General features: G+C 67.0%; 16 protein-coding genes. 7 read left to right on the forward strand and 9 right to left on the reverse strand.

Annotated elements, in window-relative coordinates:
* The first annotated feature begins 6 nt into the window (after positions 1 to 6).
* The 4 genes from ABD002_RS12280 to ABD002_RS12295 all read left to right on the forward strand — a co-directional run bounded on the left by ABD002_RS12280 (position 7) and on the right by ABD002_RS12295 (position 8,136).
* Positions 7 to 486 carry a GNAT family N-acetyltransferase gene (locus ABD002_RS12280; RefSeq protein WP_343791483.1) on the forward strand — a complete coding sequence of 160 codons (480 nt, stop codon included), beginning with the start codon at positions 7 to 9 and terminating at the stop codon, positions 484 to 486.
* Complete coding sequence (locus tag ABD002_RS12285) at positions 476 to 775, forward strand: DUF6916 family protein (protein ID WP_343791485.1); 300 nt, start codon at positions 476 to 478, stop codon at positions 773 to 775. The genes ABD002_RS12280 and ABD002_RS12285 overlap by 11 nt, the downstream gene beginning before the upstream one ends.
* Before the next feature lie 122 nt (positions 776 to 897).
* Positions 898 to 6,447 (forward strand): beta strand repeat-containing protein, encoded by a 5,550-nt coding sequence (locus tag ABD002_RS12290; protein WP_343791487.1) that lies wholly within the window; start codon positions 898 to 900, stop codon positions 6,445 to 6,447.
* 441 nt (positions 6,448 to 6,888) lie between these two features.
* A complete protein-coding gene (locus tag ABD002_RS12295; RefSeq protein WP_343791489.1) occupies positions 6,889 to 8,136 on the forward strand; it encodes a cupredoxin domain-containing protein in 1,248 nt (415 codons plus the stop codon).
* A 542-nt stretch (positions 8,137 to 8,678) separates the two neighbouring features.
* On the opposite strand, the gene ABD002_RS12300 is transcribed toward ABD002_RS12295, so the two are convergent.
* The 8 genes from ABD002_RS12300 to ABD002_RS12335 form a co-directional block, all read right to left on the reverse strand.
* Entirely contained in the window at positions 8,679 to 8,993 is a 315-nt protein-coding gene (locus ABD002_RS12300) for a hypothetical protein (protein WP_343791491.1), read from the reverse strand.
* Positions 8,994 to 9,023: 30 nt separating this feature from the next.
* Positions 9,024 to 10,313: a c-type cytochrome gene (locus ABD002_RS12305; RefSeq protein ID WP_343791493.1), complete on the reverse strand. Its 1,290-nt coding sequence runs from the start codon at positions 10,311 to 10,313 to the stop codon at positions 9,024 to 9,026.
* Complete coding sequence (locus ABD002_RS12310) at positions 10,310 to 11,047, reverse strand: c-type cytochrome (protein WP_343791500.1); 738 nt, start codon at positions 11,045 to 11,047, stop codon at positions 10,310 to 10,312. Before ABD002_RS12310 ends, ABD002_RS12305 begins: the two co-directional genes overlap by 4 nt.
* A gap of 43 nt (positions 11,048 to 11,090) precedes the next feature.
* The gene (locus ABD002_RS12315; protein ID WP_343791502.1) at positions 11,091 to 11,300 is read right to left on the reverse strand and encodes a twin transmembrane helix small protein; all 210 of its coding nucleotides are present in this window, start codon (positions 11,298 to 11,300) and stop codon (positions 11,091 to 11,093) included.
* Positions 11,301 to 11,446: 146 nt separating this feature from the next.
* The gene (gene nagA / locus ABD002_RS12320; RefSeq protein WP_343791504.1) at positions 11,447 to 12,589 is read right to left on the reverse strand and encodes an N-acetylglucosamine-6-phosphate deacetylase; all 1,143 of its coding nucleotides are present in this window, start codon (positions 12,587 to 12,589) and stop codon (positions 11,447 to 11,449) included.
* A complete protein-coding gene (locus ABD002_RS12325; protein WP_343791506.1) occupies positions 12,589 to 13,641 on the reverse strand; it encodes an SIS domain-containing protein in 1,053 nt (350 codons plus the stop codon). Before ABD002_RS12325 ends, nagA begins: the two co-directional genes overlap by 1 nt.
* Positions 13,642 to 13,657: 16 nt before the next feature.
* Entirely contained in the window at positions 13,658 to 14,695 is a 1,038-nt protein-coding gene (locus ABD002_RS12330) for a LacI family DNA-binding transcriptional regulator (RefSeq protein ID WP_343791508.1), read from the reverse strand.
* A gap of 65 nt (positions 14,696 to 14,760) precedes the next feature.
* Positions 14,761 to 16,047, reverse strand: a complete 1,287-nt coding sequence (locus ABD002_RS12335; protein WP_343791510.1) for a sugar MFS transporter — start codon at positions 16,045 to 16,047, stop codon at positions 14,761 to 14,763.
* Between the two features lie 311 nt (positions 16,048 to 16,358).
* Here ABD002_RS12335 and glk point away from each other — a divergent pair, with 311 nt between their 5' ends.
* The 3 genes from glk to ABD002_RS12350 all read left to right on the forward strand — a co-directional run bounded on the left by glk (position 16,359) and on the right by ABD002_RS12350 (position 23,064).
* Positions 16,359 to 17,396, forward strand: coding sequence for a glucokinase (glk, locus tag ABD002_RS12340; RefSeq protein ID WP_343791512.1), 1,038 nt, complete (start codon positions 16,359 to 16,361; stop codon positions 17,394 to 17,396).
* 92 nt (positions 17,397 to 17,488) lie between these two features.
* Entirely contained in the window at positions 17,489 to 20,245 is a 2,757-nt protein-coding gene (locus tag ABD002_RS12345) for a TonB-dependent receptor (protein WP_343791513.1), read from the forward strand.
* Between the two features lie 437 nt (positions 20,246 to 20,682).
* The gene (locus ABD002_RS12350) at positions 20,683 to 23,064 is read left to right on the forward strand and encodes a family 20 glycosylhydrolase (RefSeq protein WP_343791515.1); all 2,382 of its coding nucleotides are present in this window, start codon (positions 20,683 to 20,685) and stop codon (positions 23,062 to 23,064) included.
* Between the two features lie 4 nt (positions 23,065 to 23,068).
* Here the strand turns inward: ABD002_RS12350 and ABD002_RS12355 are convergent, their stop codons facing one another.
* Positions 23,069 to 23,665 carry a class I SAM-dependent DNA methyltransferase gene (locus ABD002_RS12355; protein ID WP_343791517.1) on the reverse strand — a complete coding sequence of 199 codons (597 nt, stop codon included), beginning with the start codon at positions 23,663 to 23,665 and terminating at the stop codon, positions 23,069 to 23,071.
* Positions 23,666 to 23,846 lie beyond the last annotated feature (181 nt).

Here is a 23,846-nt window from a genome sequence, read left to right on the forward strand (position 1 = left end):
GGAAACATGACGATGGCGACTGCGCTGCGCCCGACGCGACCGGAGGATCTGGGCTTCCTGCAGGAGGTCTATGCCGGCACGCGTGCGGACGAACTGGCGCGGACGCCGTGGAGCGCGGAGCAGAAGCAGGCGTTCGTGCGCATGCAGTTCGATGCGCAGCACACCTACTACCGCCAGCAGTTCGCCGATGCGGCCTACGAGGTCATCCTGCTCGATGGCGTGCCGGTCGGACGGCTGTACACCGACCGGCGTGCGGACGAGATCCGGATCCTCGATATCGCGCTGCTGCCGGAATACCGCAATTGCGGCATCGGGTCGCGATATCTGCGCGACATCCAGGAGGAAGCGCAGCAGGCCGGACGCGCGGTGCGCATCCATGTGGAAATGTTCAATCCGGCGCGACGTCTGTACGACCGGATGGGTTTCCGCCCGGTCCAGGAAGACGGCGTTTACCTGCTGATGGAATGGAGAGCCGATGCAGCTTGACCAGCTGACCAGCGCTGATTTCAGGCCACATCTGGGCGAGGAATTCCGCATCCATTACAGCGGCGAACTGCCGCTGACGGTCAGGCTGAGCCAGGTCGATGACTTCCAGCCTGGCGCACGCCATCCGGGACGGGCGCCGTTTTCGCTGTTGTTCCATGGTCCAAAGGAAGGTTATCTCCGGCAGGGAACGTATACGGTGGAACACCCGCAGATGGGCCGTGCGGAGATCTTCATCGTGCCGCTCGGCAACGACGAGGCGGGTATGCGCTACGAGGTTGTTTTCGGCTGAAGGTTGGTGTGACCGCGCTGCGCGGGTGCTGCACTCACAGGGTTCGATACAGGGGCGTTGCAATGATCCGTCGTTTGCTTTCCCGGACCGCGACAAGCGGTCGGCCGTCGGCGCGCATGCGCATGACGCTGGCCGTTGCGACATTGTTCGTCGCTTTGCTGGCGCCGATCCTGGCGGTCGCCGCCACCACATGGACGGTCAACGATCGTGGCGACATTGGAGGCACGACCTGCGGCGTCGGCCTCTGCGAGCTGCGCGATGCGATCAACAAGGCGGCTTCCGGCGACACGATCACCTTCGATCCGAGCCTGGCCGGGGCAACCATCGCGCTCACCCGCGGCGAACTTTCGATCACCGACAAAAGCCTGACGATCTCGGGCATCGGCGCGAATCTGCTCACCATCAGCGGCAACCACGCGTCGCGCATCTTCAACATCGCTTCGTCGACCGCGCCGCCGATCATGACGGTCAGCATCTCGGGCTTGACGCTGAGCAATGGCGGGGCTGGCGTCGACACCAGCGGCGGCGCCGTGTTCATCAGCAAGCCGAACAGCAACACCGCCGTGCTCAACGTGAACCTCGATCGCCTCGCGATCCAGAGCAGCACGGCCGGCACGACCGCGAACACCACGTATTCACAAGGCGGCGGCATCTACAGCCAGCGCGCGGTGCTGCGGATCACCAACAGCACGATCAGCGGCAATACGTCGTACGGCCCCAGCGCCAACGGCGGCGGCGTGCTCGCGACGGGCAGCTACAGCAATGGCAGCGTTGCGTCGAACGGCAACGCGTTGACCATCATCAACAGCACGATCACCGGCAATGCGGCGGTCGATCCCGCCAACGGTAGCGTGCCGACTGGCGGCGGCGTGGAGTTCGCGTTTGGCACCGCGACCATCCTCAACAGCACGATCGACAACAACACGGCCGTGCATGCGGCGAATCTGCACAACGGCAATGCCTCGAGCACCGGCTTTCCGTTCACGCTCAGGAACAGCATCGTCGCGAATGCGAACGGTTCGGATGCGGCCGGTCCCAATATCGGTGGCCCGATCAGTGATGCCGAGTACGCCCTGGTCGACAACGATGCCTCGGTGACCTATACCGGCACGAAAGTCGCCGTCACCACGGGTCAGAATCCGAACCTCGGCGCGCTCGGCAGCAATGGCGGCCCAACCCCGACCCAGGTGCCCGCGTCGGGCAGCCCCGCGATCAACACCGGCGATCCGGCCGGCTGCAAGGATGACGCGGGCGCAACGCTGACCACCGATCAGCGCGGTTCGCAGCGGCCCGATCCGGGCAACCGTTGCGATCTCGGCGCCTACGAGCGCTTCGACCTTGCGCTGACGCCAGCGGTCCTGCCGCCAGCGACCGCCGGCATTGCCTATGGTGTGACGGTGGGTGTCGCGGCGAGCCAAGGCATCCCCACCTATGCGGTCACCAGCGGCTCGCTCGCGCCGTTCACGCTGAACAGCGCGACGGGTGCGATCAGCGGATCCAGCACCGTCGCCGCAATCCTCAGTTTCACGATCACGGCCACCGATCAGCTCAAGAACACCGGCAGCAAGGCCTACACGCTCGTGATCAATGGCGGCCCGGCATCGACGCTGGTCGTCGATTCGTTCCCGTCACCGACGACCGCGGGTGCCGCGCACAACGTCAGGGTCACCGCGAAAGACACGTTCGGCAACGTCGCCAACCTGTATACGGGCACCGTGCATCTCACCAGCAGCGATGGCGCGGCAGTGCTGCCCGCCAACTACACATTCGTTGCGGGCGACAACGGTGTTCACGCGCTCGGCGTGACGCTGAAGACGGCCGGTACGCAGTCGATCGCCGCCACGGATACGGTGACCGCCAGCATCACCGGCGCGCAGACCGGGATCGTCGTGAATCCGGCAGCGGCGGCAACGCTTGCTCTCAGCGGGTATCCGTCGCCGGTCACCGCGGGCACCTCGGGTGTGATCACGGTCACCGCGACGGATGCGTATGGCAACACGGCGACGGGTTATGCCGGCACGATTCATTTCACCAGCAGCGACGGCGCAGTCGCATTGCCAGCGAACTCTACGCTGGCGAACGGCGTGGGCACGTTCAACGCGACGCTGAAGACGGCCGGGACGCAGTCGATCACCGCGACCGATACGCTCAACGGGGCGCTGACGGCCACGCAAGGCGGCATCGTGGTCAATGCGGGCGCGGCCACCGGCTTCACCGCTGGCGGCTATCCGTCACCGGCCACTGCAGGTACGTCCGGCAGCTTCACGGTGACCGCCAGGGACGCATTCGGCAATCTGGCCGTGAGTTACGCGGGCACTGTGCATTTCAGCAGCAGCGACGGCGCTGCGATCCTACCGGCCAACAGCGGCCTGGCGGGCGGTGTCGGCACGTTCAATGCGACGCTGAAGACGGCGGGTACGCAAGGCATCGCCGCAATCGACACGGGCAACGCGTCGATCACCGGCACGCAAGCCGGCATCGTGGTGAACGCCGCGGCGGCTGCCACGTTCATGGTGAGCGGCTATCCGTCACCGGTTGCCGCGGGCTCATCCAACGGCTTCAGCGTGACCGCCAAGGACGCGTTCGGCAACACGGCGACAGGCTACGCGGGCATCGTCCACTTCACCAGCAGCGACTCGGCCGCGATGCTTCCGGCCAATGCGCCGCTGACCAACGGTGTCGGCCTGTTCAACGCGACGCTCAAGACCGTGGGAACGCAGTCCTTGACCGCGACCGATACGGCCACCGCGTCGGTCACGGGAACGCAAACCGGCATCGTGGTCAACCCGGGCGCCGGCGCCACGTTCACGGTGAGCACGTATCCGTCGCCGGTCACGGCCGGCACATCGAACAGCTTCACCGTGACCGCCAAGGATTCGTCCGGCAACACGGCGACGGGCTATACGGGCACGGTGCACTTCACGAGCAGCGACGGCTCGGCCGTGCTGCCTGCGAATGCAACGCTGAGCAGCGGTGTCGGCACGTTCAGCGCAACGCTCAAGACCGCCGGTACCCAGTCGCTGACCGCGACCGACACGGTCACCGCGTCGATCACGGGTAAGCAAACGGGAATCGTGGTCAATGCAGCCGCGGCGAGCGTGCTCGCGGTCAGCGGTTATCCGTCACCGATCACTGCAGGTACCTCCAACACCTTCAGCGTGACCGCCACGGATGCGTACGGCAATACCGTAACGGGTTACACCGGCACGGTGCACTTCACCAGCAGCGATACGGCGGGCGTGCTGCCCGCCAACGGCGTGCTGACCAATGGCGTCGGCACGTTCAGCGCGGCGCTCAAGACGTCGGGCACGCAATCGATCACGGCGACCGATACGGTCACCGCATCGATCACCGGCGCGCAAACGGGCATCGTGGTCAACGCGGGAGCAGTGACGAAGTACATCGTGAGCGGTTATCCGTCGTTGGTTGCTGCGGGCACGTCCAACGGCTTCAGCGTCATAGCCAAGGACGCGTTCGGCAACACCGCGACGGGCTATGTGGGCACGGCCCACTTCACGAGCAGCGACTCGGCCGCGGTGCTGCCGGCCGATGCGCCGCTGACCAACGGCATCGGCTTGTTCAACGCGACCCTCAGGACGGTGGGCACGCAATCGTTGACCGCGACCGATACGGCTACCGCGTCGATCACCGGCACGCAGGCCGGCATTGTGGTCAACCCGGGTGCCGCGGCCACGTTCCTGGTCAATGCGTATCCGTCACCGGTGACGGCCGGCACCTCGCACGGCTTCACCGTGACCGCCAAGGATGCGTCCGGCAATACGGCAACGGGTTACACGGGCACGGTCCACCTGACTAGCACGGACGCGCAAGGCGCATTGCCTGCCGATTACGTGTTCACGGCGGGGGATGCGGGCGTGCGCGCGTTCACGGCGACGTTGAAGACTTCCGGCACGCAGTCGATCACGGCGACCGACACGGTCACCGCATCGATCACCGGCGCGCAAACGGGCATCGTGGTCAATGCGGGCGCTGCCACCACACTCGCGGTCAGCGGTTATCCGTCACCGGTCACGGCCGGCACGGTCAACGGCTTCACCGTGGCCGCCAAGGACGCGTTCGGCAATGTCGCGATGGGTTACACGGGCACGGTTCACCTGACGAGCACGGACGCGCAAGCCGTATTGCCCGCCGACTACCTGTTCACAGTGGGTGATGCAGGCACGCATGCGTTCACGGCCACGCTGAAGACGGCAGGCACGCGATCGATCACGGCAACCGACACGGCCACCGCGTCGATCACCGGCACGCAGGCAAGCATCACGGTGAATGCAGCGGCGGCGAGCACGCTCAACGTCAGCGGCTATCCCTCGCCGGTCAAGCAGGGATCGTCCAATCCGTTCACGGTGACCGCCAAGGATGCGTTCGGCAACACGGCAACGGGCTACGCCGGCACGGTCCATCTCACCAGCAGTGATGGCATGGCCGTCCTGCCGGCCGACTACGGCTTCGCCGCCATCGACAACGGCGTCCATGTGTTCAATGCGACGCTGAAGACGGCGGGCACGCAGTCGATCACCGCGACCGATACGGCCAGCGGGACGATCGCCGGCGCGCAAATGGGGATCGTGGTCAAGCCGATGTATGTGGTCAGCGCCAGCGTCAACGGCGGCAACGGCACGATTTCGCCCACCACGCAGTCGGTGGATGCGGGTTCGCCAGCCAGCCTGACGCTGGTACCGAGCGCGGGTTACCACGCGCTCATCGATCCAGCCACGACCTGCCCAGGCGGTACCTTGAGTGGTGGCACGTACACCACCGCGAACATCACCGCGGACTGTAGCGTCGTGGCGAAGTTCGTGGCCGACGCGCTGCCGGTGCTCGCGATCACCGTCACTGACCGCCGCACCCATGCGCGTTACGGCATGCTGCTCAACTACACAGTGACCGTTACCAACAGCGGCGGCGATGCCGCCGGTGTGACCCTTGCCAACACGGTCCCGGCACAGCTCGATGCGGTCAACACCACCTGGATCTGCGACAGCGGTGGCGGTGGCGCGACCTGCAGTGCCACCGGCACCGGCGCGCTCGCCGACAGCGGCGTCGTGATTCCGGCCGGGCGCAGCCTGACCTGGCAGGTCACCGCGCCGGTGCGCGTCGACGCGGTTGGCGCAACCGTCGACTACAGCGTGAGCGCGAGCCGCGCCGGATCCAGCGTGAGCGCCACCGACAGCGACATCCTGGTGATCTTCCGCGACGGCTTCGACGTGCCCTACGGAGACGGTACGGGGACCGCCGAGTCGCCGACGGCAATGTTCGCCAGCTGTCCTGCCGACCCAGCGCCCGAGATCTTCGATGACACCCGCATGCGCGTCCTGACCGTGCCGACCTCGTTGGCGAAAGCGCCGGTCGATGCGCTGCTCGTTGCGCGCACCGGCACCGTCGCCGGATTCCGCGTCGAGCGTCTCAATTTTGGCGCCACGCCGCGTGTGCGGCTGGTGGTCATCGCGCAGGACGGCAGCGAGCATGCCAGCGCATGGGCGACGACCACGGCAGGCGCAGCGCTGGCTGTTGCCACGGCCAATGCAGCCGATGGCGGTCGCGTGCTGTTGCTCGAGGGTGCTGCGTCCCCGCTCGTGATGCCGTTGCCCGCCGGCATCACGAGCACGTTTCGCATCCAGACCCAACCCATGTCCGAAGGCGCCTGCCAGTAGACCATCGCTGCGTCCGCGCTACGACGCGGACGCAGCGATGCAGCGCAGGCCGGCAGGTCGCCGGCTGCCGCATCGCCGGCGAGGCGCGTCGAGGCCATCCCGACGACCCGCACGCGTGTCGGGCGCCCAACCTGCACGCAACCTTTCACTACTCGCACGGTACCTATATCCAGGCGCGATCGCCGCTGCCTGAGCCGGAACGCTACGGGCAACGCGCGTCGCGGCGGAACCGATCGAGGAAGTCATCGGAGAGGCCACTGACGTCCGTCCCGGGAAGCACTTCCCGGCGGCATGGCGATCGCGCGACATGGAGCGCTTCATCTGAATCTTCAGAGCGGTGTATCCGTTTCGTGGCCGGATGCGTGCGCGGTGTGCAGACGACGCGCAGGTCGACACCCTCGAACGGCCGGTGTGTGAAATGCCGATCGGCAGGAGGTACCTATGCGATCGCACTATGTAAGAACCTGGCCAGTCTGGCTGTTGCTGCTGCTCGCCGCGTCCGCGTCGGCGATGGACCACCTGGTCATCGTCGGCGGCACTTCGCCCGGCGGCTACTACGGCGGCGGTACTCCGATCCTGATGTTCAACCCGGCGAACCTGACCATCAACGTCGGCGACACGGTGACCTGGACCAACGCCGGTGGACCGCACAATGCGCACGCCGACGACAATTCGTTCCGCTGCGCGCAGGGCTGCGACGGCCAAGGCGGCAACGGCAATCCCATTAATACGAGCTGGACCGCGACGGTCGCGTTCACCAAGCCCGGCACGGTCACCTATCACTGCGACAATCACGGCTACCTCGGCATGACCGGCAGCATCACGGTGCAAGGTCCGCCGCCGCCGCCTGCGAGCGTCAACCTCGACCAGCAGGGATTGACCGGCACCTGGGCCAATCCGGCCACCAACAGCCAAGGCTTCGTCTTGGAGGCCGACGCGGATTTGTTCGGTCCCGGCTCCGGCAACGTGTTCGCCGGCTGGTTCACCTACGACACGACAGCGGCAGGCGGCCAGCGCTGGTACACGATCCAGGGTCAGGTCAGCAGCGGCAGTGCCTCCGCGACGCTGCCGATCTATCTCACCGACGGTGGCCAATTCGATACTGCGCAGGCGACCAAGACCATGCCGGTCGGGCAGGCCACGCTCCAACTCAGCGACTGCATGCACGGCACACTGGCCTACACGTTCTCCGATGGCAGCGGCCGAACCGGCACCATTCCGCTTACGCGTTTGCTTCAGAACGTGACCTGTGGAGCGACCGGCAATAACGGCACTGCCGGAAAGAACTACCTGTTGTCCGGCGCCTGGGCCGATTTTGCCACCAGCGGTCAAGGCCTGGTGATCGACATCAACCCGGTGCAGGGCGTGCTGTTCGCCGCCTGGTACACGTTCCTTGCCGACGCCAGTTCGGCCAGCGGTCCCGCCGGCCAGCACTGGTACACGCTGCAGGCGCTGGTGACGCCGAGCACCAGTTCGTTGACCAACATCGGCATCTACGACACCACCGGCGGCGTGTTCGATCACGCGGCGACCACGGCGACCAACCAGGTCGGCACCGCGAGCCTGGTCTTCCATAGCTGCAGTTCCGCGACCATGACCTTCAGTTTCAACGGGGGCCCGAACGCCGGCAGGAACGGCACGCTCAATCTGGCACGAATCGTCGCGCCGCCGACAGGCTGCACGCTGTGAGTGATCTCGGGGCTGTCGACCGGCCCGCGATCGTGGTCCGTCAGCCTCGAGAGGCTTGATCGCAGCAGACAGCACGGTGCGCAGCCTGCGCCCAATCCGGATCCGGATGCGCGACCTGCATCCGGGTCCGGCTTCGTTTCCGCTTCCGGATACAGCGTCTGGCCGATGTCGTAGTCGCACCAGTTGATCAGCAGGTCGAGCTTGCCGTCGCTGTCCAGGTCGCCGGCCCAGACCAGATAATCCCGCGCGCCGATCACATCGGGCAGGCCCTCGTACCAGCGGTGCGTGCCAAGCCGTTGCCGCTTGCCGCCGAGGCGCAGTTCGATCCACACCTCGTCCCCGGGATAGTCGGGATCGGTCGACGCCGAGATCCGTGGCACCAGCAAGGCGATGCGCGGCGACTGCCCATCGCAGTATCGACGCAATCGGAGGCGATCGCGCGTCGCCGTGAGGGCGTTCGAATGGTGCAACGATGGCAGTTCCGCTGTTCGACCCGTCGAGGGATCGGGGACTGCTGCCGCATTCAGACCATACTATCGGGACTATGGATTTTGCAGACGCAACAGCCGACTACGCACCACGAGCGCGACGCAGACGACGGCCATAAACACCCCATAGGCGAGCAAGGTCGCGAGAATCTGCGGCCACAGGTGGCCGCCCTTGCCGGCCGCCGCGCCGATTCCCCAGCGCATCGCGACGATGCTCAACACTGCCGCCGCAATCAGCACCGCGGCGTCGGCGAGTCCGCGCAGTGCGGTGCGTGGCTGCCGCGGAAACATGCAGTACAGCGCGCCGAGGATCGCGAACCAGGGCAGGAACAGCAGGAACGCGAGTCCGGTCTCGATATGCGGATTCATGGTGAAGAGGGCCTGTGCGTGAGGTCGGCGTCAGTCGACGTCGATACCGTGCAGCGCGTCGATGTCGCCGGCGGATAGGTTCGAGTGCCGATCGCCCCAGGTCATGCGGATGTGGTTCGCGACTGCGGCGATTTCCGCGGAGTCGAGCTGCTGCACGAACGGCGGCATCGAGTGCGGGCGCGGATTGCCAGCGGTCGTCGGCGGCATCGCGCCGTACAGGATCATGCGCACCGCGTTCGCCGGATCCGGCGCAGTGACCGCGACCGCATCGACCAGCGGCGGACCCTTGTCCGTGCCGCGCCCGTCGCGTGCGTGGCAGTCCTCGCAATGACGCTTGTAGAGGTCCGCGCCGCTGTCTGCATCCCTGTTGGGTCCGGCAGCCGGCTCAGCGGAGTTCGGCACCGCTACATGCGCGGGCACGGACTTCAGGAACACTGCCATCGCGAGCGCATCGTCCGGCGTGAGATGGCGCAGGCTGCCATAGACGACCTCGGCCATCGGCCCATAGACCGTTCCATGCGGCGAAGTGCCCGAGCGCAGGTAGTCCGCGAGTTCCGCGGTCGAATAGCGCCGCAGTTGCTGCGCATCGAGCGGCGGCGCGTACCAGCCGAGGCCGGGAATGCGTCCGCCGGCAAGATAGCCGGCGGCCGGCAGGGAGCCCATCGAACGGCGCGCACCGTGGCACATCGCGCAGTGGCCGAGGCCATCGACGAGATAACGGCCGCGCCGCTGCTGCGGCGACTCGCCGGCGCCGCCATCCGGCGTTGCTGGCTGGTAATGCAGCATGCGCCAAGCCACCAGCGCGGGCCGCCAGCTTGCCGGGAACTCGAGCCGGTTTGGCGTCGGCGCCCGCGCGGTCGCCGGCAGCTGCTGCAGGTAGGCGAACAGCGCATCGAGATCGTCATCGCGGAGCAATGCGAAATGCGCGTACGGAAACACCGGATACAGCACACCGTGGCGACTGACGCCGTTGCGCATCGTGTGGCGGAACTCCTCGACCGACCAGCCACCGAGTCCGGTCTGTGCATCCGGCGTCAGGTTCGTGCTGTGGATCGTGCCGTAGCCGGTCGCGAAGGCGCGCCCGCCAGTGAACGGCACGCCGCCGCGCGTGGTGTGGCAGGTGGCGCAAATGCCGAGCCGCGCGATGTATTCACCGCGCCCGACCTGCTCCGGTGTCGCCGTGAGCGGGTGCGTGGCACCGGCCGGAACGCGGTACGGCGCGAAACCGCCCTGGCGCAGGAACAGCACGCCGCCGACTGCGAGCGCGGCCAGTAGCAACGGCACCAGCGCGAACCAGGCAACGCCGAAGCGCCGGCTCATCGCGCGGGCTCCGCATGCGGCAGGTTTCCGCATGCGCGCGGCAGCACGAACGCGCCCGCGGGTGCGGGAGGCTGCGCATCCGCATGCGACTGCTGCGACAGCCAGACCGAGATCGCGCGGATGTCCTCCGGTGCGAGGCTGCGCGCAATCTCGCCCATGCAGTCCGGCGCGGTCGCGTGGCGGATGCCGTTGCGCCAATTGCCGAGCTGTGCGATCAGGTATTCCGCAGGCAGTCCGACCAGCGCCGGGATGCCGGGCTCGAGCCCGCTCAGCTCGCTACCGTGGCAGGCGCTGCAAGCGGGTACGTTGCGCGCCGCATCGCCGTGGGTGACCCGCTGTTCCGCAGTCGCGCGCATCGCGGCGGTGAGATCGGACGCGCCCGTGTCGGCAGCGCGCGTGCGCGGTGGCTGCGCCGCATAGAACGCGGCGATCTCTTCCATGTATGCGTCGTCCATGAACTGCACCAGCCAGGTCATCTGCGCGTTGACGCGGCGACCGTCGCGGAAGTTCTTCAGCTGTTCGAGCAGATAGCCGGCCGGCTTGCCGGCGAGGTGCGGAACGTATTCGGCGCCGCTGACGCCTTCGCCGTGCGTGCCGTGGCAGGCCGCGCAGGCAGCCAGACGTTCGTCGAGTCCGTCCGCCGCTGCGTTCGCCGAGGCGGCCATGAGCAGCAGCGCGAGGCACACCCATGCACGTGCGCAAAATTCTGCGGCGAGTCGACGGCGGCGTCGCATCATGGACAGGGTGTGCGCCATCCCGGCTGCGGGAATCGGCGACTCAGCCGTTGACGCCGTGCGGATGGATCCAGCCGGCCCAGATGCCGGCCATCACCAACATGATCAACGCGACCGACAGCGTGATGCGCCGCGTCAGCGCATGCAGCGTCCGATCGGTCGTGCCCTTGTCGGTCATCATGTAGTACAGGCCGGCGCCGAGGTTGTACAGGATCGCGGCGAACGCCGCGACGACAATGAGCTTGCCAAGCATGGTGATCTCCGGAAACGGGTGCGGCGACGTCGTGCGGGGCACGTGGCGTGCCGGCCGATGATGCGGCCGGATGCGTCGAAGGGAACAGTGGCGCTTCGTCGCACCTGCCCGCCTTGCGCTGTGGGCCCGAAGCGTGTCGGCGCGGATCAGGCGGACGCGGCGCCGGCGATCCAGGTGCGCCGGACCGCGAAATCCGCATCGAGCTCGACCAGGTTCGCGCGGAATCCCGGCGCGATACGGCCATGGTTGTGCGCGATGCCGAGAAACTCGGCCGGGTACGTCGAGGCCATGCGCGCCGCCTCGTCCAGCGATAAGCCGAGCGATGCGACCGTGTTGCGCAGCGCGCCCGCCATGTCCAGCGCGGAACCGGCGAGCACGCCATCGGCCGTCTCGCAGCGGCCGTTGCGGCAGGTGATCGTTGCGCCGGCCAGCGTGTAGGTATCCGTGTCGGAGCCGACCGGCGGCATCGCATCGGTGACCAGCATCAGCTTGCCGCGCGGCTTCGCCGCGAGCGCGACGCGCAAGCTGGCCGGATGCACGTGGTGGCCGTCGACGATGACGCCGCACCAGGTTTCGCGATCCTCGAGTGCGGCGCCGACGACGCCGGGCTCGCGTCCCTGCAAAGGCGACATCGCGTTGTAGAGGTGTGTGAAGCCGCGCACGCCGGCGGCGAGCGCAGCGCGCGTTTCGTCGTAGGTCGCCGCCGTGTGGCCGGCGCAGACGATCACGCCGCGCGCGACGAGTGCACGCACCCGCTCCGGTGTCACGCGCTCGGGCGCGAGCGTCAGCACGGTCCTGCCGTTGCGCAACGAACAGACCCGTTCGAGTTCGGTGTCGTCGAGCGCGCGGAACTTTGAGGCGTCGTGCGCGCCGCGTCGCGCCGGCGCGATGTAGGGGCCTTCGAGATGGATGCCGAGCACGCCGGGCACGCCTTGCTCGATCGCGGCATCGACCGCGGCGATCGCGGCGCGCATCACGTCGGTGTCGTCGCTGATCAGGGTCGGCAGGAAGCCGGTCGTGCCGAAGCGCCGATGGGCGCCCGCGATGCGCCGGATCGTCTCGACCGTCGGCGCGTCGTTGAACAGCACGCCGCCGCCGCCGTTGACCTGGCAATCGATGAAGCCGGGCAACAGCATGTTCCCCGCGAGATCGACAACCTGCGCAGCGCGGACGCGAGGATCGATCGCGGGGGCCAGCGCGACGATGCAATCGCCAACGATCAATACAGCGAGATCGTAGCGGAACCCCGTATCGGTCAGCGCGCGGCCATTGATCAGTGCGGTCGCCATCAGATTGTCTCGGTGACCTTGTTGAGATGGGGCGGCTGGTCCGGATCGCGGTCGCGTCGGACCGCCAGCGCGTTGATCGCGCCGTAGCTGCGATGCACCGCGACCAGCGGTGCGCAGGCCGGGTCGAGATCCGGCGCGAGCGGCAGAGCGTGATCGCCCGCGTCGTCGCCGGCGACCCAGACGCGTGCGCCGTGCGCGCGGAACTTCGCGGCCACGCCGAGCGTACTTTCGAGCGTATCGTCCGCCTGCGCGAAGAACAGCACCGGAAAGCCGGCGCCGACCAGCGCCATCGGGCCGTGCTGCACTTCCGCCGCGCTGAACGCCTCGGCGTGCAGGCCACAGGTCTCCTTGAGCTTGAGCGCGACTTCCTGTGCGGCAGCGAGACCGAGTCCGCGGCCGACCACGAACAGGTTCTGCGCGTCGACGAGTCCATCGACGAGCGGCGACCAGTCCAGCGGCCAGCTGGCTTCGAGTGCGGCCGGCACACCATCGAGTGCGTTGCGCAGCGCCGCGTCGCCTTTCCATTCCGCGGCCAGCTGCAGGATCGCGGACAACGAGCACAGGAAGCTCTTGGTCGCAGCGACGCTGAGTTCCGGGCCTGCGCGCAGCGGCACCACGAACTCGGCCGCGTGCGCGAGCGGCGAATCCTCGACGTTGACCATCGCGACGACTCTCGCGCCGGCGCGCTTCGCGGCCTCGGCCTGGCCGACCAGATCAGGGCTCTTGCCCGACTGCGAGATCGCCAGGAACAGCGCGCCCCGGAGATCCTGCGCGGCTGCATAGATCGACTGCACCGACGGCGCGGCTGAGGTCGTGGTCACGCCGAGCCGCGTCTCGAACAGGTATTTCGCGAACGTCGCCGCGTTGTCCGAACTTCCACGTGCGCCGGTTGCGACCAGGCGCGGCGGATCACGACGCAGCGCCGCGGCGAGTTCGCCGATGCAGGTGCGGTTTGCTTCGAGCTGGCGCGCGATCGCCGGCGCCGACTCGCGGATTTCCTGGTACATGCGCGTCAATTCGGGTGCGCGCCGCTCGGGATTCTGTGGGGTCATGTGTTGCTCGGAGTGTTCACGTCGCCGGCTTGTGCGCACGCGCGGTCGAGTCGCGGATCACCAGCTGCGGGCTGAAGCCGCGGTTGACCGGTGCGACACCGCTGCCGGACGGCTTCAATTCGGCGATCAGGCGCAGCGCCGCGTGGCGCGCGATGTCTTCGGTGGCCTGCTTCGCGGTGGTCAGCGCCGGCCACGACTGCTTCGAGAACGGGCTGTCCTCGAAGCCGGCGATCGAGAGTTCGTAGGGTACGTCGATGCCGTTCGCCTTGGCCGCGGCGAGCACGCCGGCGGCGATCTCGTCGTTCGAACCGAAGATCGCGGTCGGCCGGTCGCGCAGCGCGAACAGCCGGCGCGCGCCGCGGAAACCGTCATCGAACGAATAGTCGCCCGGAATCACCAGCTTCTTGTCGAGCGGGATGTCGTAGTCCTTCAGCGCGCTCTCGTAGCCCTTGAAGCGCTCCGGACTCGAGCGGTGTGCTGCACCGCCCCAGAGGAAACCGATGCGCTGGTGGCCGAGCTGGATCAGGTGTTCGGTGATGTCATAGGCCGCGTCGCGGTCGTCGACATACACGCACGGGTAGCCGTCGTCGGGGTCCTCGGCGGCCGAGATGATGCGTACGAAGCGAATGCCGTTGGCGGCGAGATAGCGGATCAGTTCCATGCGCTCGGACATCGGCGGCGCGAGCACGAGTCCGGCCAGGCGCGTGCGCTGCACGAGGTCGCGCAGTTCGTCGGCGAGATCGGGCACCGTCGAATCGCAGGGATGGATCTGCAGGCCGAAGCCCTGGTCGTGGCAGGCCGCGAGCACGCCGTTCTGCACGCTGATCACGTAGTACGGGTTCGGGTTGTCATAGACCAGTCCGATCGCGTGCGACGTCGCGCTGCGCAGGTTGCGCGCTGCCTGGTCCGGTGCGTAGTTGAGCTCGTCGATCGCGCGCTGCACGCGATCGCGCGTGTCGTCACGCACTGAGGTTTCGTTGTTGATGACGCGCGAGACCGTCTTCAGCGACACGTTCGCGCGTCGCGCGACATCCTTGATCGTGGGTCGGTTCACCTGGGCCTGCCTTCCGGGTTTCGCACCATCGTAGCCGACGTCTCCTGCACGCGGGTGACGCCGTCTCATCCGGCGTGCGCCATGCCTGCGCGGTGCCCGCGCAGCGCATAGAACAGGATGTACAGGTAGCACGGCAGCATGATCGCCACGAACACGAGCTGGAAGTCGTGGCTTTCGCGAAGCAAGGCGAAGCTCTGCGGAATGATCGCGCCACCGGCGATGCCCATGATCAGCAGCGCCGAGCCGATCTCGGTGAAGCGGCCGAGTCCGGCGATCGCGAGCGGGAAGATCGCCGGCCACATCATCGCGTTGGCGAAACCGAGCGCGGCGACGAAGCCGACCGACACGTAGCCGTGGCTGAGGTAGGCGCCGATCGAGAGCAGCCCGCCGAGCATGGCCGACAGCGCGAGATAGCGTGACTGCGAGATGAAACGCGGAATCGTCAGCAGACCCGCCACATAGCCGACCAGCATCGCGGTCAGCGTGAACGAGGTGAAGAACTTGGTCTCGTCCGGCGGCAGGCCGAAGCCGCGGCCGTACGTGCCGATCGCGTCACCGGCCATGACCTCGACGCCGACGTAGACGAACAGGCAAAGCGCGCCGAGCCACAGGTGCGGGAACGCGAACAGGCTGTCGCGGTGGAAGCGCGTGTCGGCGCTCGCGCGATTCGCTTCGGCGGGACGGACTTCCGGCAGCGGCGAGCGCGCGATCCAGACGCCGAGCAGGCCGAGCACGGCAGCCATCACCAGATACGGAATGTGGATGCGCGCGGCGAACGCGTCGAGCAGCGCGGCGCGCGTCAGCGGGTCGGCGGCCTGCACCTGCGTCTTCAGGTCGCCCATGCCATGCAGCACCAGCGTACCGAGCACGAGCGGCGCAAGGATGCCGGCGACCTTGTTGCAGATGCCCATGAACGCGATGCGCTGCGCCGCACTCTCGATCGGTCCGAGGATGCTGATGTACGGATTCGCCGCGGTCTGCAGCAGCGCGAGTCCGGCGCCGATCACGAACAGGCCGGCCAACGCGCCCGGATACCAGCGCCGCACCACGAATTCGCCGAACACGAGCGCGCCGGCCGCCATCACCAGCAAGCCGATCGCCATGCCGCGCTTCATGCCGGTGCGACGCAGGATCGCCGACGCCGGCAGCGCGAGGAAGAAATACGAGAGATAGAACACCATCAACACGAGGAACGCGTTGACCGTGTTCAGCTCGAACGCGAGCTCGACGAACTGGATCAATGGCCCGTTGAGCCAGGTCACGAAGCCGAAGATGAAGAACAGCAGGCCGATGATCAGCATCGGCGTGCGGTAGTCCCGGGTTCTCGACGTGGCGGCGACGGCGGCTTGCATCAGCGACTCCCCTTGCGGTGCGGGTCCGCGGCGACGCGCTTGCGGCGCCGGTTCGGTGCGAATTCGTATCAACGTTGTCATTTACGCGGCATGCCGCCGCCGGAACAGCCATCTGCCTATTTGAAGCGGGTTTCCATAGGTGTTCCGGCTCGACGCGCTGCATCCGTGGCAGAGCCAGACTATAGGCTCGAGGCCAGGCCTGGTCATTTTGCAGTGCACATTGACAACGTTGTCAGACGTGTCGAGACTGCGCCGCGTCGTGTCCGCACAAGTGTTGCGGGCGCGGGGCGCTTGCAGCGACGAGGGAAGGAATGGGCACCAGCCGCCAGCAAATCCTGCCGCGTGGACAGGACGTACCGCTGATCGCAGCGGACGTCGGCGGCACGCATGCGCGCGTCGGACTGATCGGCGCAGGCGCGGATCGCAACGGCCGCTTTTCGATCTCGCATTACCGCAAGTACGCCTGCGCGGACTTTCCCAGCCTGGCCGCGATCATCGGCGAGTTCCGCCAGAGCGTCGCGCAGGTGCCGGTCGACCGTGTCGCCCTTGCGATCGCCGGCTATGTCGTCGACGACGCCGTGGTCAACGTGAACCTGCCGTGGGCGGTGTCGATTTCCGGCCTGCGTGCCGCGCTCGGCGTGCGCGATCTTGCGATCGTCAACGATTTCGAGGCCGTCGCGCATGCGATCGGCCATGTCGATATGGCCGACACCACGCTGCTGAGCGGACCGTCCATCGCGCCACAGGGTCCGGTGTTGGTGGTCGGCCCCGGCACCGGTCTCGGCGCCGCGGTGCGCATTCCGCATGGCGATCATCCGCTCATCCTCGCCACCGAAGCGGGGCAGGCGACCTTGGCGCCGAATACCGATTTCGAGATCGATGTGCTGCGCGAGCTGCGCCGGCGCGGCTCGCGCGTGCTGATCGAGCACGTGCTCTCCGGCACCGGCCTGATGAATCTGCACGCGGCGATCCGTGCACTGCACGGCGCAGCGGCCATGCCGATGACGCCCGCGCAGATCAGCGCCGCGGCGCTTGCCGGCTCCGATCCGCTCGCGCTGGAAACCGTCGAGGTGTTCTGCGGCTGGTTCGGCGGCGTGCTGGGCGACCTCGCCCTGCTGTACGGCGCGCAGGGCGGCATCTATCTCGCTGGCGGCGTGTTGCCGCAGATCAGGGATCTGTTGATGCGCAGCACGTTCGTCGAGCGCTTCCTGGACAAGGGCGCGATGCGCGAGGCGCTCGCACGCACGCCCGTACGCCTGGTCGATCACGCCCAACTAGGCGTGATCGGCGCGGCCAGCTGGTATTTCGCCCGCGACTCGGACCCGAGCGCGCGGGCGCTCACGAGATGACTGGAGTTGTATCGACCTAGGGATCCATACGAGCTGACGAGCGACGTGCAGCGGATACGTCCTCGGCCCATTACTTGAGGAGGGGAAAGATCATGAAGTACCCGAGAACGATTCTTGCGGCGAGCATCCTCGCCGCATTCGGTTTCGTCGGCGCCGTGCAGGCCGGCGATGCGGCTGCGCCCGATGCAGCGGCGGCGCAGGACACCTCCGGCACGGAAAGCCAGCAGATGGAAACCGTGGTCGTGCACGGCATCCGCGAGAGCCTGAAGCGCTCGCTGGAGACCAAGCGCGATGCGAACGCAGTCGTCGACGCGATCACCGCCGAGGACATCGGCAAGTTCCCGAGCACGAACGTCGCCGAGGCGATGTCGCAGATTCCGGGCGTCACGATCGACCGCCGCTTCGGTCAGGGCGAGCGCGTCAGCATCGATGGCACCGATCCGAGCCTGAACCTGTCCTTCCTCGATGGCCACCCGGTCGCGCAGACCAACTGGCTGTACGGCGAGCAGCCGAACCGTGGCTTCGACTACACGCTGCTGGCGCCGGAGATCCTCGGCAAGCTCGAGGTCTACAAGAGCCCCGAGGCGCGCCTGCCCGAGGGCAGCATCGGCGGCACCGTGATCATGCACACGCGCAATCCGCTCGACCTCGACGCGAACACGTTCAGCGCGTCGCTCGGCGCGACCTACGGCGACCAGTCCGACGCGACCAAGCCGAACGCGTCGGCGCTGTACAGCTGGAAGAATGCCGACAGCACGTTCGGCGTCGCCGTATCCGCGCAGCACTATGAGGAGAAGGTCGATCGTCAGGGCATCGAAACGTTCGGCTACAGCCCGGTGTCGAGCCTGGCGTCCGCGAGCCCCGCAGTCGCGGCCGCCATCGCTTCGGGCCAATTGAAGCCGACCGACGTCATTCCGCAGGAAATCAACGCGGCGTACTTCCAGCAGACGCGCAAGCGCAACAGCGCGACGATCAACCTGCAGTGGAAGCCGAGCGACCAGTTCGAGATCGGCCTCAACGGCCTGTACGTCCGCGAGAACTTCAACAACTTCAACCAGTCGATGTACGGCTTCACCACGCAGACGCCGCAGAACATCACCGGCCTGTCCTCGGCGGTGAACGGCCTGGTCACCAGTGGCCATTCCTGCGGCAACGACACGCCGACCTGCCCCGGCTTGCCCGCGAACGGCGGCAACGGCGCGGTCAACACCTACATCGACAACCAGGTGCGCACGTCCACCGTCACCACCAAGGGACTCGACCTCAACGGCCTCTACAAGGGTGACGGCTGGCGCCTCGGCGGCGCGATCGGGCAGAGCAAGGCCGACAACAAGGACAACTCGCAGGCCTTCATCGAGCCGTACTACAACGGCGGCTATACGTGGAACGTGAACAGCGGCATCAAGTTCGACAGCCCGTCGGCGGCAGCCAATCCGGCCAACTGGCATGACGGCGACACGCCGGGCGGCGGCTGGGGCGGCAACTACGCGAAATGGCCGGCGAACGCGAAGGACACCTACGCCCAGCTCGACTTCAGCAAGGACTTCGACGGCTTCTTCAACCAGTTGCTCGCCGGCGTGCGCTACGCCAAGCACGACGAGGATCGCACCCTCTACATCTTCGGCGGCGTGCGCACCGGCAATCTCGCGACGATCGGCTACAACGGCCTGACCGACATCCTGTCCGGCTTCGACGGCTGGTCCAGCGACCAACAGCACCACGTGCAGACCAGCTTTGACAATGTGCGGAACTGGGTGCTCGGCAGCCCGCTCGGCACCACGCCGGACGCCGGGTCGTTCCTCAACAACTCATATGCGATCACGCAGAAGTCCGACGCGGCCTACGTGCAGGGCAACTTCGGCACCGAAGCGCTGCGCGGCAACGTCGGCCTGCGCTTCGTGCGCACCGAGATCGACAGCTCCGGCTACAGCTACAGCGGCGCGCCGAGCTATCCGCCGCCGGCCGGCAGCTACCAGACGGTGAACGTCTCGCACAACAACGTGCTGCCGTCGTTCAACGTCGCCTACGACCTTGCCCCCGACCTCATATTGCGCGGCGCCGCCGCCGAAGTCATCGCCTGGGCGCCGTACAACCAGGAAGTGCACAACACGTTCCTCAACGACACCGTGCTGACCGGCTCCGGCGGCAACGCGAACCTCGACCCGTACAAGTCGATCAACTTCAACGTGTCGCTGGAGTGGTACTTCGCCGAGCAGTCGGTGTTGGCCGCGTCGGTGTTCTACAAGAACGTGCTGAACTACATCACGACCGATTCGCACATCGAGCGCCAGTTCAACTCGATGCACACGACCGATCCGGCGACTTACCAGCGCATCTACGTCGACGGCCACCTCGGCAACTGCGACGCGAACGGCTTCTGCGACTACAGCGTGCTGCGTCCGCTCAACGGCGGCAAGGCCAAGGTCAAGGGCCTGACCCTTAGCTACCAGCAGCCGTTCGGCGACACCGGCTTCGGCTTGTCCGCGAACTACACAATCACCGACGCAAACACCAAGAGCGGACAGGACCTGCCGTACAACTCGAAGAACGCGATCAATATCAGCCCGTACTACGAGAAGGGCCCGTTCAGTGCGCGCATCACCTACGGCTGGCGCAGCCACTACCTCGCTGGCGGCTATGTCGCGGGCGCGCCGCCGGCATCGGTCGACTCCTATGCCGAGCTGGACGCGTCGGCGACCTGGCGCCTCAACCGCCAATGGTCGGTCACCGTCAACGCGATGAACCTGCTCGACGAGACCTACTTCGAGTACCTCGGCACCAAGAATCTGCTCGCCGGCAAATACGACAGCGGCCGCCGCTACATGGCCACCGTGCATTTCGATTTTTGAGCGGTTTGAAAAACCGCTCCGGCACAGGGATGTGCCGCCGCGACGAGCACGCAAGTGCTCGTCGTGACAAAGGTGGCGCGGCTATGCCGCGACCGTTTGTTTGCAAACGGCGGCAGGATGCCCAGTTTTGCAGACAACTCTGACGTCGCCCTCGGCAAGCGATGTGCAGGAGGGTCCGGACGCATGTCCGGGCCCGCTGTTTTCTGTACGCGATTGGTGTCGAACCGCAGCACCTGCCTGCCCTTCTCCCTCCGGGATCGACGGTCGCCCTCCGGCGACCGGAGGGCGGCCCGAAGGGCCGGATGAGGGTTCGGCCAAAGTAGTGCGCATCATGTCACTCGAGAATTTGGGTGTCGTACTCCGCCCGAACCCTCACCCCAACCCCTCTCCCGGAGGGAGAGGGGCGTACAACATTTAAGGCTGAGGTAGAGGTCAACATGTCGCCGATCCGGAACAGCAGTGCGTTTCAAGCCGCCGGTCCCCGCACGACATTCGTGCGAGCCGCATTCACTCTGCTCGTCCCACTCATCCTCGTCGCGTGCACGACCACGCCGACGCGCACGCCGGACCATCCCGCGCTGTCGCTGATCCCGCAACCGGCGCGCATCGAACCACGTCCAGGCACATTCCACCTGCGCCAAGGCGCGCCACTGATCGTCGCCTCGCATAACGCCGAAGCCGCCGCGATCGCGCGTCGCTTCGCCGACCTGCTCGCAAGCACACGCGGCATCCATCTCGACGTGCGCCCGTTCGGCGACGGCGACGGCGACGTACGCGATGCGATCGTGTTCTCGCTCGACGCGAACGACACACTGGCGCCGGCCGGCGAGGGTTACGAGCTGCTCGTCGACACGCAACACATGCGCATCAACGCACGCGAGGCGCACGGCCTGTTCTACGGCGGCGTCACGCTGTGGCAACTGCTGACGCAGGAAACGACGCCAGTCGCATCGATCGACGTACCGGCGCTGCGCATCGTCGACGAACCGCGTCTCGCCTGGCGCGGCGCGATGCTCGATTCCTCGCGTCATTTCCAGCCGCCCGAATTCGTCAAGCGCTTCATCGACCAGCTCGCGCTGCTCAAGCTCAACACGTTTCACTGGCACCTGACCGACGACCAGGGCTGGCGCATCGAGATCAGGCGCTATCCACGCCTGACCGAGGTCGGCGCGTGGCGGCGCCCGGCCGGCGCGGCGGGCACCGATGCGAACGGCCAGCCGGTCCGCTACGGCGGCTTCTACACGCAGGATCAGATCCGCGACATCGTGCGCTACGCGGCCGAGCGCAACATCACGATCGTTCCCGAGATCGACATGCCCGGCCACATGCAGGCCGCGATCGCGGCGTATCCGGAGCTCGGCAGCATCGGCGACAAACCCGTCGTCTCGCCGGACTGGGGCGTACACAGCTATCTGCTCAATACCGACGACGCGACATTCACGTTCATGCAGAACGTGCTCGACGAGATCATGCAGCTGTTTCCCGGTGCGTACATCCACGTCGGCGGTGACGAGGCGATCAAGGACCAATGGAAGGCGTCGCCGCGCGTGCAGGCGCGCATGCACGAACTGGGAATCGCCGACGAGGATCATCTGCAGGGCTGGTTCATCGCACGCTTGCAGAAGTACCTTGCCGCGCATGGCCGCAAGTTGATCGGCTGGGACGAGACCCTCGAAGGCGGCCTGCCGCCGGATGCGACCGTGATGTCCTGGCGCGGCGCTCAGGGCGGCATCGATGCCGCGCGCGCAGGCCACGACGTCGTGATGGCGCCGTCGCCGGACCTCTATCTCGATCATCTGCAGAGCGATGCCGCCGACGAACCTTCAGGTCGCCCGGACCTGCGCACGCTCGCGGACATCTACGCGTTCCAGCCGGCACCGGCCAGCATGGACGCCGCTGCGACGAAGCACGTGCTCGGTGCGCAGGCAAACCTGTGGACCGAGCATATGCGCACGACCGCGATGGTCGAGCATGCGGCATTTCCGCGACTCGCCGCGCTCGCCGAGGCGCTGTGGTCGCCACCGCCGGGACATGACTGGCCAGGTTTCGTCGCTCGCCTCGTGCCACAGATGGAGCGCTGGCGCGCGCTCGGGATCGCCGCAGCCGACAGCGCGTTCGAGGTGCGCTTCGCGGAAGATCATGACCGCGAACACGGCAGAATGCGCATCACCTTGTCGAACCAGGTCGCGCTGCCGATCCGCTACATCACGGACGGCCGCGAGCCGACCGCGACCTCGCCGCTGTATCGAGAGGCGTTGCAGCTGCCGGTCCCCGCAGCGCTGCGCGCGGCGACGTTTCTCGGCGATCACCGCGTCGGTGCAGTGCAGGCACGCGACTACACGCCCGATTCCCTGCTGCGCCGATCCAGCGATGCGCTCAAACAGTGCAGCGGCAAGCTGACCCTGCGTCTCGAGCACGACGCGCCGGCCAGCGGTCCGCGCGCGTTCTTCGACGTCGATCTGTTCGATCCGTGCTGGATCTACGAACGCGCGCCGCTGGACGGCATCGATGCGATCGCGGTCGCGGTCGGCCGGTTGCCGTACAACTTCCAGCTCGCGCACGACACGGAGAACATCGTGCCGCGCCCGGCGCCGGCATCTGCTCACGGCGAGTTGCTCGTGAAGCTCGACTCCTGCGCTGGCGCGACGATCGCGACGTTGCCGCTCGATCCCGCGCTCGCGAATCCGGCCGTGACCACACTCCACGCGCGCCTGCCGCCGCACACCGGCGCGCACGACCTCTGCCTCGTGTTCAGCGGCCGCGGCCACGATCCGTTGTGGGCGATCGACAGCGTGCAGCTGGTTCCTGCGTCGCGCTGATCCGCTACAGGCACTCCAGGGCCGCGACTGAGCGCAACAGCCGCGGCGACAGATACGAATGCGAGCCGCACGGCAGCAGGCCGGCATCGACGAAGCGTGCGCGATACCACGCGGGTGCGCGCGCGATGAAACCGTGGGTGTCGCCGGACGCGTTGTCGCGCGAGGTGAACACCTCGAGGAACGCGAGTCCCTCGAGCAGATCGCCGAAACCCGACAGCCCGCGTTGCAGCTCGCGCGCCGGCACGTAGTGCAGCACGTCGCTGCAGACAATCAGGTCGAAGCGGGTGTCGAAGCGCAGGTCGCCGAGCTGGCCGAAGGTCGCCAGGCCGATGTCGCGCCTGCGCCCGTAGCGCGCGACCGCATACGCGCTCGAATCGAGGCCGCGGTATTCGATGCCGGGTCGCAGCTTCAGCAGCGGCGCGCGCCACAGCCCCTCGCCGCAGCCGACGTCGAGCACATTGCGCAGCGGTCGCGCGAGGTAGTACTCGGCCAGGTGCACGACCATCGCGACCTTGCGCGCGAGTTCCGCGCGCGAACCCACGCGATGGCGTGCGTCGCGGTACCACTTCTCGAAATACGCGTGGTCGTATTGCTTCGTCATTGGCATGTTCACCCAGGATCCGCAGGTTCTCCCTCGCCGGCGTGATCTTCGCCGAATTCGGGACGGACGCGGATGATAAGCTCGAGCGCACTCCGGTCCAGGGTCCATTCGATGGCGACAGTCAGACGCACGTCCAGGCCGAGCATCTCTCGACGTCCGGCTGGAACTGACGACGGTCGCC

Origin of the sequence: Dokdonella soli (genome assembly GCF_039523175.1) — a bacterium.
Classification (GTDB): Bacteria; Pseudomonadota; Gammaproteobacteria; order Xanthomonadales; family Rhodanobacteraceae; genus Dokdonella_A; species Dokdonella_A soli.